At 61.0% G+C, this 14,147-nt stretch carries 9 protein-coding genes; 5 read left to right on the top strand and 4 right to left on the bottom strand.

Features of this window, described 5'->3' with window-relative positions; genetic code table 11:
* Positions 1–272: 272 nt before the first annotated feature.
* On the bottom strand, positions 273–3,014 hold the full coding sequence (gene acnA, locus E4T63_RS18855; protein WP_135296254.1) for an aconitate hydratase AcnA: 2,742 nt from the start codon (positions 3,012–3,014) through the stop codon (positions 273–275).
* A 222-nt stretch (positions 3,015–3,236) separates the two neighbouring features.
* Between acnA and rlmM the strand changes: the two genes are divergently transcribed.
* Both rlmM and tusA read left to right on the top strand, forming a co-directional pair.
* Positions 3,237–4,310: a 23S rRNA (cytidine(2498)-2'-O)-methyltransferase RlmM gene (gene rlmM, locus E4T63_RS18850; protein WP_135296253.1), complete on the top strand. Its 1,074-nt coding sequence runs from the start codon at positions 3,237–3,239 to the stop codon at positions 4,308–4,310.
* A 178-nt stretch (positions 4,311–4,488) separates the two neighbouring features.
* Positions 4,489–4,740, top strand: coding sequence for a sulfurtransferase TusA (gene tusA / locus E4T63_RS18845; protein WP_003226616.1), 252 nt, complete (start codon positions 4,489–4,491; stop codon positions 4,738–4,740).
* A 136-nt stretch (positions 4,741–4,876) separates the two neighbouring features.
* Here the strand turns inward: tusA and E4T63_RS18840 are convergent, their stop codons facing one another.
* Positions 4,877–6,286, bottom strand: coding sequence for an MATE family efflux transporter (locus tag E4T63_RS18840; protein WP_027611437.1), 1,410 nt, complete (start codon positions 6,284–6,286; stop codon positions 4,877–4,879).
* 171 nt (positions 6,287–6,457) lie between these two features.
* On the opposite strand from E4T63_RS18840, the gene pdxB reads away from it, so the two are divergent.
* Positions 6,458–7,600, top strand: a complete 1,143-nt coding sequence (gene pdxB / locus E4T63_RS18835) for a 4-phosphoerythronate dehydrogenase PdxB (RefSeq protein ID WP_135296252.1) — start codon at positions 6,458–6,460, stop codon at positions 7,598–7,600.
* A gap of 78 nt (positions 7,601–7,678) precedes the next feature.
* Here the strand turns inward: pdxB and E4T63_RS18830 are convergent, their stop codons facing one another.
* Positions 7,679–7,858, bottom strand: coding sequence for a PA1571 family protein (locus E4T63_RS18830; protein ID WP_027611439.1), 180 nt, complete (start codon positions 7,856–7,858; stop codon positions 7,679–7,681).
* A gap of 256 nt (positions 7,859–8,114) precedes the next feature.
* Here E4T63_RS18830 and E4T63_RS18825 point away from each other — a divergent pair, with 256 nt between their 5' ends.
* Positions 8,115–9,893 (top strand): ABC transporter transmembrane domain-containing protein, encoded by a 1,779-nt coding sequence (locus E4T63_RS18825; protein ID WP_098964819.1) that lies wholly within the window; start codon positions 8,115–8,117, stop codon positions 9,891–9,893.
* 85 nt (positions 9,894–9,978) lie between these two features.
* On the opposite strand, the gene E4T63_RS18820 is transcribed toward E4T63_RS18825, so the two are convergent.
* Positions 9,979–11,907, bottom strand: a complete 1,929-nt coding sequence (locus E4T63_RS18820) for a transglycosylase SLT domain-containing protein (RefSeq protein ID WP_027611441.1) — start codon at positions 11,905–11,907, stop codon at positions 9,979–9,981.
* A gap of 214 nt (positions 11,908–12,121) precedes the next feature.
* On the opposite strand from E4T63_RS18820, the gene E4T63_RS18815 reads away from it, so the two are divergent.
* Positions 12,122–14,044 carry an ATP-binding cassette domain-containing protein gene (locus E4T63_RS18815; protein ID WP_098964816.1) on the top strand — a complete coding sequence of 641 codons (1,923 nt, stop codon included), beginning with the start codon at positions 12,122–12,124 and terminating at the stop codon, positions 14,042–14,044.
* The last annotated feature ends 103 nt before the right edge of the window (positions 14,045–14,147 follow it).

Genomic DNA, 14,147 nt, shown 5'->3' with positions numbered 1-14,147 from the left:
GTAATCTACACCCATCAACTGAGACACAGGGAGTGTTTCAGGATCACGGATGATCGACCATAGCAAGGATCGCTGCCGACAGGGAGTCGATAATGGTCTTGGGAAAAACCCGCTTCGGCGGGTTTTTTTTCGCCTGTACAAAAGCGCTGAAGGCTTGTGTCGAGCACCTGTAGCGAGAGGATTTATCCCCGATGGGTAGCGAAGCGACCCCAAAAAAGGGCCTGCTGCGCAGTCCATCGGGGATGAATCCCCTCACCACAGGAATCAAGCAATCAAGAGGCGATCAGCTGCCGCAACACGTAGTGCAGAATCCCGCCGGACTTGAAGTACTCCACCTCATTCAACGTATCAATGCGGCACAGCACCTCGATTTTCTCCTGGCGCCCGTCTTCACGGGTGATCACCAGAGTCAGGTTCATGCGCGGCGTCAGCTCGACACCGGTCAGGCCCTGAATATCCAGGGTTTCCTTGCCGGTGAGGTTCAGGCTCTTGCGGTTCTGATCGAGCTTGAACTGCAGCGGCAACACGCCCATGCCCACCAGGTTGGAACGGTGGATACGCTCGAAGCTTTCAGCGATCACCGCTTTGACGCCCAGCAGGTTGGTGCCTTTGGCCGCCCAGTCACGGCTGGAGCCGGTACCGTATTCCTGACCGGCGATCACCACCAGCGGCGTGCCCGAGGCCTGATACAGCATGGCGGCATCATAAATCGGCATTTTCTCGCCGCTCGGGATGTAGATTGTGTTGCCACCTTCTTCGCCGCCGAGCATCTCGTTACGAATGCGGATGTTGGCGAATGTGCCGCGCATCATCACTTCGTGGTTGCCACGCCGTGAGCCATAGGAGTTGAAGTCCCGCGGCTCCACGCCTTTTTCGCGCAGATAGCGCCCGGCCGGACTGTCAGCTTTGATGTTGCCGGCAGGGGAGATGTGGTCAGTGGTTACCGAATCGCCCAACAGCGCCAGAACCCGCGCGCCCTTGACGTCGGTGATCACCGGCAACGGTCCGGAAATGTCGTCGAAGAACGGTGGATGCTGGATGTAGGTCGAATCGTCCTGCCACACATAGGTGGCGGCCTGCGGCACCTGGATCGCTTGCCATTGCTCGTCGCCGGCAAACACTTCGGCGTATTCCTTGTGGAACATCGCGGTGTTCACCTGATTCACCGCCTCGGCGATTTCCTTGCTGCTCGGCCAGATGTCGCGCAGGTACACCGGATTGCCCTGCTGGTCGTTACCCAGCGGTTCAGTGCTGATGTCGGTGCGCACGCTGCCGGCCAAGGCGTAGGCGACCACCAGCGGTGGCGAGGCCAGCCAGTTGGTCTTGACCAGCGGATGCACCCGGCCTTCGAAGTTGCGGTTGCCGGAGAGCACCGACGCCACGGTGAGGTCGGCTTTCTGAATGGCTTTCTCGATCGGTTCCGGCAGTGGCCCGGAGTTGCCGATGCACGTGGTGCAGCCATAACCGACCAGCGAAAAGCCCAGTTGATCGAGGTATTGCGTCAGCCCCGCCGCCTTGTAGTAGTCGGTGACCACTTTCGAGCCGGGTGCCAGCGAACTCTTCACCCACGGCTTGCGGGTCAGGCCTTTCTCCACGGCTTTTTTCGCCAGCAGACCGGCCGCCATCATCACGCTCGGGTTTGAGGTGTTGGTGCAGGAGGTGATCGCGGCAATCACCACCGCGCCGTTTTTCAGGCGATAGGTGTGGCCTTCGTATTCGTACTCGGTTTCGCCGACCAGATCGGCGTTACCCACGGCCACGCCACCGCCGCCCTCGCTTTCCAGACGGCCTTCTTCTTTGCTGGTGGGCTTGAATTGCAGGTCCATGAAGTCACTGAAGGCCTGCGCGACGTTCGGCAGCGAGACCCGATCCTGCGGACGCTTTGGCCCGGCCAGGCTGGCTTCGACGCTGCCCATGTCCAGCGCCAGGCTGTCGGTAAACACCGGTTCCTGACCGGGCAGGCGCCACAGGCCCTGGGCCTTGGTGTAGGCCTCGACCAGTTTCACCACTTCGGCCGGGCGACCAGACAGGCGCAGGTATTCGAGGGTAACTTCATCGACCGGGAAGAAGCCGCAGGTCGCGCCGTATTCCGGGGCCATGTTGGCGATGGTCGCGCGGTCGGCCAGTGGCAGGTCGGCGAGACCGTCACCGTAGAATTCGACGAATTTGCCAACCACACCTTTCTTGCGCAGCATCTGCGTGACGGTCAGCACCAGGTCGGTGGCGGTGATGCCTTCCTTGAGTTTGCCGGTGAGTTTGAAACCGATCACTTCCGGAATCAGCATCGACACCGGTTGGCCGAGCATCGCCGCTTCCGCCTCGATCCCGCCGACGCCCCAGCCGAGTACGCCGAGGCCGTTGATCATGGTGGTGTGGGAGTCGGTGCCGACCAGGGTGTCGGGGAAGGCGTAGGTGCGGCCGTCCTCATCCTTGGTCCACACCGTGCGCCCGAGGTATTCGAGGTTGACCTGGTGGCAGATCCCGGTGCCTGGTGGCACCACGCTGAAGTTATCGAAGGCGCTCTGGCCCCAGCGCAGGAACGCATAACGCTCGCCGTTGCGCTGCATTTCTATGTCGACGTTCTGTTCGAAGGCGCTCGGGGTGGCGAATTTGTCGACCATCACCGAGTGGTCGATCACCAGATCCACCGGCGACAGCGGGTTGATTCGCTGCGGATCACCGCCGGCCTTGGCCATGGCGGCGCGCATCGCGGCGAGATCCACCACCGCAGGTACACCGGTAAAATCTTGCATCAATACCCGAGCCGGGCGGTACTGGATTTCCCGGTCGGAGCGGCGCTCCTTGAGCCAGGCAGCGATGGCCTTGAGGTCGGCGCCAGTGACAGTTTTTTCATCTTCCCAGCGCAGCAGGTTTTCCAGCAGGACTTTCAGCGACATCGGTAGCTGGTCGATATTGCCAAGGCTCTTGGCGGCATCGGGCAGGCTGAAATAGTGGTAGGTCTTATCGTCGATTTGTAGAGTTTTAAGGGTCTTCAGACTATCGAGGGACGGCATTACGATCACTCCTTTGAGTCCGCACGGCTACGGACGGAGGGGACGGGCAGAGCTATCAACGTAGCCCTGTTTTCAGTAGCTGGCTAATAACTGGACTCTATGGGCAAGTCCAAGGTTCCGACATCGGCTATCATGCGCCGGTTTTCGTGACAGGCTTTGCTTCACCGCAAGGCTTGAGCAGCGTGCAGGGGCCGAATGTCCGCCCTCTGCCCAGGAGTAAGAATGAACACCCTATTCATGCATTGCCGGCCAGGCTTCGAAGGCGAAGTCTGTTCGGAGATTTCCGACCTCGCCGCCCAACTCAACGTCGCCGGTTACGCCAAGGCCAAGCCGGCCACCGCGTACGCCGAGTTTGTCTGCACCGAAGCAGACGGCGCCGAGCGCCTGATGCGCGGTCAGCGTTTTGCCGAGCTGATTTTCCCGCGGCAATGGGCGCGTGGCGTCTTCATCAATCTGCCGGAAACCGACCGTATCAGCGTGATCCTCGAGCACATGGCGGACTTCCCGGTCTGCGGCAGCCTGTGGCTGGAAGTGGTCGACACCAACGACGGTAAAGAGCTGTCGAACTTCTGCAAGAAATTCGAAGGCCCGCTGCGCAAGGCACTGACCGGCGCCGGCAAACTGGTGGACGACGCGAACAAACCGCGCCTGCTGCTGACCTTCAAGAGTGGTCGCGAAGTGTTTCTCGGCATGGCCGACGCCGGCAACTCGGCGATGTGGCCGATGGGCATTCCGCGCCTGAAGTTTCCGCGCGAGGCGCCAAGCCGTTCGACCTTGAAGTTGGAGGAGGCCTGGCACCACTTCATCCCGCGTGATCAGTGGGACGAGCGCCTGCACAGCGACATGACCGGCGTCGATCTCGGCGCAGCACCGGGCGGCTGGACCTGGCAATTGGTTAACCGCGGCATGCTGGTGACCGCCATCGACAACGGCCCGATGGCTGAAAGTCTGATGGACACCGGGCTGGTGCAGCACTTGATGGCCGACGGCTTCACCTTCAAGCCCAAGCAGCCGGTGGACTGGATGGTCTGCGACATCGTCGAGAAGCCGGCGCGTAACGCGGCGATGCTTGAAGAGTGGATCGGCGAGGGCCATTGCCGCGAAGCGGTAGTCAATCTCAAGTTGCCGATGAAGCAGCGTTATGCCGAAGTGAAGCGCTTGCTCGAACGCATCGCCGATGGCTTCAAGGCGCGCGGGATCAAGGTCGATATTGGTTGCAAGCAGCTGTATCACGACCGCGAGGAAGTGACCTGCCATTTGCGTCGGCATGACATCAAGAAAGCCAAATCCCGCTAAGTCACCACTAAACCCTGTGGGAATGATCTCTGTGGTGAGGGGATTTATCCCCGATGGGATGTAGCGCATCCCCAGTCTTTGCGGCCGCCCCGCAAGCCATCGGGGATAAATCCCCTCGCTACAGATGACTGAGCACCCGGCAATGCGCGACAATGCCGGCCAGTTTCAGGAGTGAATCATGAGTGAAATGATCGATACCCCGGTCGACGGCACCCTCGACGCCACCGGTCTCAATTGCCCGGAGCCGGTGATGATGCTGCATCAGCACATCCGCGACCTGGTGCCTGGCGGTCTACTGAAGGTGATCGCCACCGATCCCTCGACCCGTCGCGACATTCCCAAGTTCTGCGTGTTTCTCGACCACGAACTGGTGGGGCAACACGAAGAGGCCGGTACTTATCTGTACTGGATCCGCAAGAAACAAGCCTGACCCTCAGGCAAACGCAAAACCCAATGTGGGAGCGGGCTTGTTCGCGAAAACGGTGTGTCAGTCACTGTAAATGTCGACTGAAACACCGTTTTCGCGAGCAAGCCCGCTCCCACATTTTTTATCCTGCGTAAGGGCTTCAGCCGGCGCTGCGACTGATCCGAATACGCTTGCGCGCACTGCGGGTCAGGCGGATCGACAGCATGAGTGCCGCGCAGCTCAAACCGACGATCAAACCCTGCCACAAGCCGCTCGGGCCACGCGGTTCGCCGAGCCAGTCGGTCAGGCCAAGGGCGTAACCTACCGGCAGGCCGATGCCCCAGTAGGCGAACAGGGTCAGGATCATCGTCACCCGGGTGTCCTGATAACCGCGCAGAGCGCCAGCGGCGGTGACCTGGATTGCGTCGGAAAACTGGAACAGCGCCGAGTACACAATCAGCATCGCCGCGATGTGGATCACCGTCGGATCAGCCGTGTAGATCGACGCAATCGGCTCGCGCAGCAACAGCATCATGCTCGCCGAAATACAGGCGTAAGCCAGTGCAGTGCCCATGCCGACGCCGGCTGCAAAGCGTGCTTCACGCGGCTCTTCACGGCCCAGTGCCTGGCCGACGCGTACGGTCACCGCCATGCCCAGCGAATACGGAATCATGAACACCAGCGAGCTGACGTTAAGCGCGATCTGATGCCCGGCCACCACGGTGGCGCCGAGACTGCCGATCAGCAGGGCGATCACCGCAAAGATGCTCGACTCGGCAAACACCGCGATGCCAATCGGCAGACCTATCGCCAGCAGACGCTTGATCACCGCCCATTGTGGCCAGTCGAAGCGGCTGAAGATTTCACTTGAACGATAGGCCGGCGCCCAGCGCTCGTAACCGGCCAGCCCCAGCGCCATGACCCACATCACGATGGCCGTGGCCCAGCCGCAACCCACGCCGCCCATGGCCGGCACGCCGAAGTGACCATAGATGAAGATGTAGTTCAGCGGAATGTTCAGCGCCAGACCGCACAGCCCCAGCACCATCGCCGGGCGGGTACGGCCGATGCCGTCACTGGTGCAGCGCAACACGTGATAGAACGCCACCGCTGGCAGGCCGCTGGCAATGCCGTGCAGGTATTGCATGCACGGGCCGATCAGCTCGGGATCGACCTTCATCAGGTGCAGCACCGGTTCGGCGGCGACCAGCATCGCTGTCGCGATCAGGCCCACCACCAGCGCCAGCCACAGTGCCTGACGCACGATCGGGCCGATCTCGCTGTGGGTGCCGGCGCCGAAACGCTGAGCGACTTTCGGCGTGGTGGCCAGCAGGGTGCCGGTCATCAGCAGAAACACCGGGACCCAGATCGAGTTGCCCAGCGCTACCGCCGCCAGATCTTTCGGCCCGACGCGGCCGGCCATCACCGCATCGACGAAGCCCATCGCGGTAGTCGCCAGTTGCGCGATGATGATCGGCAAGGCCAGGGCGAGCAGGTTCCTGAACTCCAGGCGAATTCGCGCGGGGCGGGTGAGTGAGGCAGCGAGAGGTTGATCAGTAACAGAATTCACAGGCAAAGCGTCCACAGGTGTTGATGCGCAAGGCGCCGCATTCTACGCCGCTGACGTGACAGTCAGGAAAAATCCTCTGTTGCGGATTTGTAATCATCGATGCCATCCACTGTGGCGCTGGCCCAACGGTGGATCTGCACCTAAACTGCCGATCCCCTCAAGGAGCCCGCCATGCTGATTGTTGCCGACGAAAATATTCCGCTGCTCGATGCCTTTTTTGCCGGTTTCGGCGAGATCCGCCGGGTGCCGGGCCGTTCCATCGATCGTGCAACGGTCGAGCAGGCCGATGTGTTGCTGGTGCGCTCGGTGACCAACGTCAACCGCGCGTTGCTCGAAGGCAGCAAAGTGCGTTTCGTCGGCACCTGCACCATTGGTACCGATCATCTGGATCTCGATTATTTCAACGAGGCCGGCATCAGCTGGTCCAGCGCGCCTGGTTGCAATGCGCGGGGCGTGGTCGATTACGTGCTGGGCAGCCTGATGACTTTGGCGGAAATTGAAGGCGTAGATCTGCCACAACGTACTTACGGCGTCATCGGTGCCGGTGAAGTCGGCGGCCGGTTGATCAAGGTCCTCAAGGGCCTGGGCTGGAATGTCAAAGTTTGCGATCCGCCGCGTCAGGCAGCCGAGGGCGGCGATTACGTCAGTCTCGAGCAGATCATCGAGCAGTGCGACGTGATCAGCCTGCACACGCCGCTGACCCGTACCGGCGAAGGCGCGACCTGGCATCTGTTTGACGAACAGCGTTTGCAACAGCTCAAACCCGGCACCTGGCTGATCAACGCCGCCCGTGGGCCGGTGGTGGATAACGCTGCGTTGCGTAACGTGCTGCTGGAGCGCGAGGACCTGCAAGCGGTGCTCGACGTCTGGGAAGCCGAGCCTGAGGTCGATGTCGCCCTTGCCGAACTCTGCGTGTTGGCCACGCCGCACATTGCCGGCTACAGCCTCGATGGCAAGCAGCGCGGGACGGCGCAGATCTATCAGGCTTATTGCGAATTTATCGTTCAGCCGCCGAGCATCCAGCTCAGTGACCTGTTGCCGGCACCGTGGCTGTCAGAAGTGACCCTGCACGCCGACAGCGATCCGGCCTGGGCGCTGGCGATGCTGTGCCGCGGGGTGTACGACCCACGCCGCGATGACGCGGATTTTCGCCGGAGTCTTGTAGGCAATGTCGGTGAACAGCGTGCGGCCTTCGATGTGTTGCGCAAGCAGTATCCGGTGCGGCGCGAGATCGAGGGGCTGAAGGTGCGGATCGACGGTGATTCGCCGCAGTTGCAACAGATTGTGGCGGCGCTGGGGGCGGTGGCTGTCTGAAAATCCCTGCGCAGAACAAAACGGCAGGCAGAAAAAACCCGGCCAAACAGGGGCCGGGTCAGGAAGACGGTGGCTATATCACTTTTGTTCGGCAGGCTTGACCAATCGCTTCTCCAGTTCGCGGCACGCGTCCTGGATCATGTCTTCAGTGATCGGTACTTCACGCCCATCCTTGTCGATAATCGAGCAACCCAGAGGTTGGCCGGGCTTGGTGCGGATCACTTGAATCTTGTCATCGCTGCTGTGTTGCAAGGACATGGCCTGTCTCCTCATCAGGTTGTGCACGTAGATTAAAACCGCCACGTGACCAGGCTGTGACAACACCCTTGGGTCTGTCAAAAGCGGCACCTCCAGTCCAACAGAAATGACCGCTCGTCTCAACCGGGACATTAGACCAATAGCAACTATGGCCTAGTCTTTGGGGGCATATTTAACCTGACTCATTGTGATTTACAGAGTTCCGCCCCATAGAAGGTTTAGGCTAGCCCTTTCACCAACACGGATGTGTACCTGAATGATCTCGAAGCTTTCTTCCCGGCACCGTCGAGCGCTGAGTCTGACCAGCCGGTTTCTGGCGCCTTATCGTTGGCAAGTCGGCGCTGCGCTGCTGGCGTTGATCGTCACCGCGGCCGTCACTTTGTCGATGGGGCAGGGGATCAAATTGCTGGTCGATCGGGGCTTCATGACGCAGTCGCCGCATCAACTGAACCAGAGCATCGGTATCTTCATGCTGATGGTGCTGGGCCTGGCAGTCGGCACGTTCGCGCGTTTTTACTGGGTGTCGTGGATCGGTGAGCGCTGTGTGGCGGATATCCGGCGTGAGGTGTTCAACCATCTGGTGTACCTGCATCCCGGGTTTTACGAAAACAACCGCAGTTCGGAGATTCAGTCCCGGCTGACTGCCGACACCACGTTGCTGCAATCGGTGATCGGCTCGTCACTGTCGATGTTTTTGCGCAACCTGTTGATGGTGATCGGCGGGGTGGTTCTGCTGTTTATCACCAACCCGAAACTCACCAGCATCGTGGTGATTGCCTTGCCGTTCGTGGTCGCGCCGATTCTGATTTTCGGTCGGCGCGTGCGCAATCTATCGCGGCTGAGTCAGGACCGGGTGGCCGACATTGGCAGCTATGTCTCCGAAACCCTGGGCCAGATCAAGACCGTGCAAGCCTACAACCATCAGGTGCAGGACGAGCGGCGTTTCGCCACGACGGTCGAGGACGCGTTCGACACCGCACGCAAGCGCATCTTTCAACGCTCGTGGATGATCACCGTGGTGATCGTGCTGGTGCTCGGCGCGGTGGCGGTGATGTTGTGGGTCGGCGGCATGGACGTGATTGCCGGGCGCATCACCGGTGGCGAACTGGCGGCTTTCGTTTTCTACAGCCTGATCGTCGGCAGTGCGATCGGCACGTTGAGTGAAGTCATCGGCGAGTTGCAGCGTGCGGCGGGTGCCGCTGAGCGCATCGCGGAACTGCTCAGTTCGCAGAACATCATCCAGCCACCGACCCTCGGGCTGGTGACGTTGCCAGAACGGATCAAGGGCGAACTGCAATTGCAGAATGTGCGCTTTTCCTACCCGTCGCGTCCGGACAGCTACGCCGTCAACGGCTTGAGCCTGACCATCAGGGCCGGCGAGACCCTGGCCCTTGTCGGGCCATCCGGTGCCGGCAAGTCCACGGTGTATGACTTGCTGTTGCGCTTCTACGACCCGCTTGAAGGCCGGATCCTGATAGATGGTGTGCCGCTGACCAGCCTCGACCCGCTGGATCTGCGCCGCAATTTCGCCCTGGTCTCGCAATCGCCTGCGCTGTTTTTCGGCAGCGTCGAAGAGAATATTCGTTACGGCAATGCAGATGCGACGCTGGAACAGGTCAAGGAAGCGGCAAGAATTGCCCACGCCCATGACTTCATCGAGAAGATGCCCAATGGCTATCAGACCCACTTGGGAGACGCCGGCCTCGGACTTTCCGGCGGCCAGCGTCAACGCCTGGCGATTGCCCGCGCGTTGCTGGTGGATGCGCCGATTCTGCTGCTGGACGAAGCCACCAGCGCCCTCGATGCGCAGAGCGAGCACTTGATTCAGGAAGCGTTGCCAAGCCTGATGCAAAATCGCACCACATTGGTAATCGCGCATCGCCTGGCCACAGTGAAAAACGCCGACCGGATCGCGGTGATGGATCAGGGTAGCCTGGTGGCCATCGGTACCCATCAGGAACTGATCGTAAGCAATCCGCTGTATGCGCGGTTGGCAGCGCTGCAGTTCAACGACGGGCATGCGGTGGCGGTGTAGAACTGCCGCAGATCTTTGCTGACGGCAAAAAAAATGCCCGCATCGATTGATGCGGGCAATTTTCATTTCAGGTATTCAGCACCTGTCATTGATCGTCGAAATACCGCTCATGCCAGTCCACCAGCGGCTGCGGCGAATTGAGCTTCTGCCCGTAGATCACCGAGTATGACAGCACGTTTTGCACGTACTGGCGGGTTTCGTCGAACGGGATGCTTTCCACCCACACGTCGAAGCTCAGGTGATCGGCACCGCGCAGCCACTGGCGCACGCGGCCGGGGCCGGCATTGTAGGCGGCGGAGGCGAGGACGCGGTTGCCGTTGAACTGGCTGTGCACCTGGCTCAGGTAAGCGGCGCCGAGCTGGATGTTCTTGTCCGGATCGAGCACTTGTTGCGGCGAGGCCAGCGGGATGCTGAACTTGCGTGCGGTTTCCTTGGCAGTGCCGGGCATCAACTGCATCAGACCGCTGGCACCAACGCCGGAGCGGGCGTCGTCCATGAAGGCACTTTCCTGGCGGGTGATGGCGAACACCCAGCTTGAGTGCAGGCCGCGCGTCTTGGCTTCACGCACCAGGGTGTCGCGGTGGGCCATCGGGAAGCGGATATCCAGGTCGTCCCAGTATTGCGCCTGACTGATGGTGCGGATGGCCGGGAAATACCATTTCAGGTCGTAGGCCAGTTTGGCCTGAGCGACCATTTCGTCACGATTGAAATGGCGACTGACGTGATACCACTCGCGGCGACCGTCAACGATCTGCCCACGCGCATGGAATTCCAGCGCGCGCCGCACGCCGGGAGTGTTGCGCACCTTGTTGATGGTGGCCTGACTGAGTACCAGCGGCTTGTTCATCAGCGAGTAAGGCAGTTGCGAGCGGTCGGCAGCGAGGAAACCGTAGAAGTCGCGTTCCTTCGCCAGATTCTTGTACAGGGTCTGCGCTTCCGGGTTCTGCGGTTGCGCCAGTTCCAGGCTGCGGGCCTGCCAGTAACGCCAGCGGTTGGTGGTCGCCAGATCCTGTGGCAGACGACGAGTCAACTGATACGCATCGTCCCAGCGTGCCAGTCGCAGCAGCAAACGCAGGCGCCATTCGGACACGGTGTTGTCACGCAGTTCCGGATCGTATTTGGTCATCACGTCCAGCGCGCGGCTGTCGAAGCGCCGGGCCAGGGTCAGGCCGATTTCCCGGGCAATCGCGACTTTCTCGTCACGGGAGAAATGCATGCTGCTGGCGTATCCGTCGAGCAGGGCCATGGCCTTGTCCGGATCCTGACGGGCGAGGCGGCGCAGGCCGAGGCTGACCACGTCGGACATCGGCTCGTCGGCCGGGGTGAAGCGCGACGGCTGATTGAGCAGCTCGGGTTTCTGCGCCACGTCTACCAGCAGCCGACCGCGCGGGGCGAGGGTGGTCAGGCCGTTGACCAGACTGTTAGCCAGTGGATAGTTGCGCGCCTGGGCGGCGAGTTTGGTGCGTTCCCAGCGTTTCTGTTCGGTCAACTGACCGTCGGCGGCCCAGATGCCGAACAGCCCGTCACAGGCAGCCGGTTGCGATTTACCGGTCAGCCACAGTTTGTCGGCGTTGGCATAGCCCTCGGCCTTATGGCCGCTGCTGATCTGGAACTGCGCATTGAGGCAGTCCAGTTCGGTGAAGTTGAGTTTCGGATCGTAATACTTGGTGAAGGTCGCCCAATCGCCACGGTCGGCGAGCCAGCGCAACCAGCGCAGCTTCATCCAGTTGGCCTGGGGCAGGTCGCCGTGCTCGGCGAGGAACTTCTCGATTTCGGCGTTGCTCGCGGTTTTCAGACGCGCGGTCAGTTCGTCGTAGGCCAGGTACGGTTCCAGCGGGTAATCGGCGAGGGCCTGGCTATAACGGAAGTACGGGCCGGTATCGCCCTTGGCCAAGGCACGCTTGGCTTCATCGTAATACTGGCGTTGGGTGGACAGGTCCACCGCCTGAGCGGATTGAGCGGCAGCGGCGGTAAGTAGCAAACAGGACAAGACACTGAAAAGGCGACTGCGCATGAGACATCCGGGCAGAGAAATCATGACAAGCACCGGCCGCGGCCAGCACTGAATTGTCTGTAGCTTAGCCTTTTGCCAGCAACGGGCGAAAGCTTTGCCGGTCTTGCAGCACAAGTTCGCAACAAATGTTGTGCAGAGTGCTTCGGCAGACAAATTGCCGGCCTGCTGAGAGCCTAACTCAGGTAGAATGCGCGCCCGGTTTTTGGAGAAGCTCATGACCCTGCTCAAATTCAGCGATGTGTCCCTTGCATTCGGCGCGATGCCGTTGTTGGACAAGGTGTCCTGGCAGATCGCCCGTGGTGAGCGGGTGTGCATCATCGGCCGCAACGGCACTGGCAAATCCAGCATGATGAAACTGGTCAAGGGCGACCAGAAGCCCGATGACGGCTCGGTGTGGCGTGCCCCCGGTCTGAAAATCGGTGAATTGCCGCAAGAATTGCCGGTGGCCGACGGGCGGACCGTATTCGACGTGGTTGCCGAAGGCCTCGACGGCGTTGGCGCCTTGCTCGCCGAATACCATCACCTGAGCCAGAACATCGTCACCGACGCCGATCTGGACAAGCTGATGCACGTTCAGCACGACCTCGAAGCCCGTGACGGCTGGCGCTTGCAGACCCTGGTCGACAGCACCCTGAGCCGCCTGCAACTGCCGGCCGACAAGACCCTCGCCGAGTTGTCCGGCGGCTGGCGTCGTCGCGTGCTGCTGGCGCAGGCGCTGGTCTCGGAACCGGATCTGCTGCTGCTCGACGAACCGACCAACCACCTGGACATCGGTGCGATTGCCTGGCTTGAAGAAGCCCTGAAGGATTTCCAGGGCGCCGTGCTGTTCATCACGCACGACCGTTCTTTCCTGCAGAACCTCGCCACGCGCATCCTCGAACTGGATCGCGGCGGCCTGATCGACTGGAACGGCGACTACGCCAGCTTCCTGGTGCACAAAGAAGCTGCGCTGGCCGCGGAAGAAACTGCCAACGCGCTGTTCGACAAGCGTCTGGCTCAGGAAGAAGTGTGGATCCGTCAGGGCATCAAGGCCCGTCGTACCCGTAACGAAGGTCGCGTTCGCGCCCTGAAAGCCCTGCGTGTTGAGCGCAGCGAGCGTCGCGAGCGTACCGGCAAGGCGAACATCCAGCTGGAAACCGCCGACAAGTCCGGCAAGCAAGTGATGGTGTTGGAGAATGTCAGCTTCCATCACCCGGATGGCCCGTACCTGATCAAGGACTTCTCGATGGTCCTGCAGCGCGGCGACCGTATCGGTCTGCTCGGCGCCAACGGTACCGGCAAGACCACCCTGCTGAAGCTGATGCTCAACGGTCTGCAACCGACCAGTGGCAAGGTGGAAGAGGGCACGCGCATCGATGTGGCCTACTTCGACCAGTTGCGCCATCAGCTGGATCTGGAAAAGACCGTGATCGACAACGTCGCCGAAGGTCGCGACTTCATCGATATCGACGGCCAGAGCCGCCACGTCCTGAGCTACCTCGGTGACTTCCTGTTCAGCCCGCAGCGTGCGCGCACGCCGGTCAAGGCGCTGTCCGGTGGCGAGCGTGCGCGTTTGCTGCTGGCCAAACTGTTCAGCAAACCGGCGAACCTGCTGGTCCTCGACGAACCGACCAACGACCTCGACGTGGAAACCCTCGAGCTGCTCGAAGAAGTGCTGCTGACCTTCAACGGCACTGTGCTGATGGTCAGTCACGACCGGGCGTTCCTCGACAACGTGGTCACCAGCACCCTGGTCTTCGAAGGTGAAGGTAAGGTCCGTGAATACGTCGGTGGCTATCAGGACTGGATCCGTCAGGGCGGTTCGCCGCGCCTGCTGGGCGTGACCGAGAGCAAGTCGGGCAAGGCTGATCTGAATTCGGCTGTGGTCACCGCTGAACCTGTCGTGGCTGCCGCACCTGCCGCTGCCGCGCCGGCAGCCAAGAAGAAGCTGAGCTACAAGCTGCAGCGCGAGCTGGAAGCATTGCCGGGCGACATCGATGCCAAGGAGCAGCAGATCGCTGCGGTCGAGGCTGAGATGGCTGAAGCCGGTTTTTATCAGCGTCCGCCGGCAGAAACGGCCAAAGTGATTGCTTCGCTGGAGCAGTTGCAGGCTGAGCTGGATGCACTGGTGGAGCGTTGGGCCGAGCTGGATGCCTGATTGATCCGGCCATGAAAAAGCCCGGCGTTCAGTGATGAGCGCCGGGCTTTTCATATACGGATATAGGTGAAGATTCCAATGTGGGAGCGAGCTTGCTCGCGAA

The sequence above is a fragment of the Pseudomonas fluorescens genome, from assembly GCF_004683905.1.
GTDB lineage: Bacteria > Pseudomonadota > Gammaproteobacteria > Pseudomonadales > Pseudomonadaceae > Aquipseudomonas > Aquipseudomonas putida_A.
The sequence above is the reverse complement of the archived record's forward strand: the minus strand, read 5'-3'. Positions and strand labels throughout refer to the sequence as shown.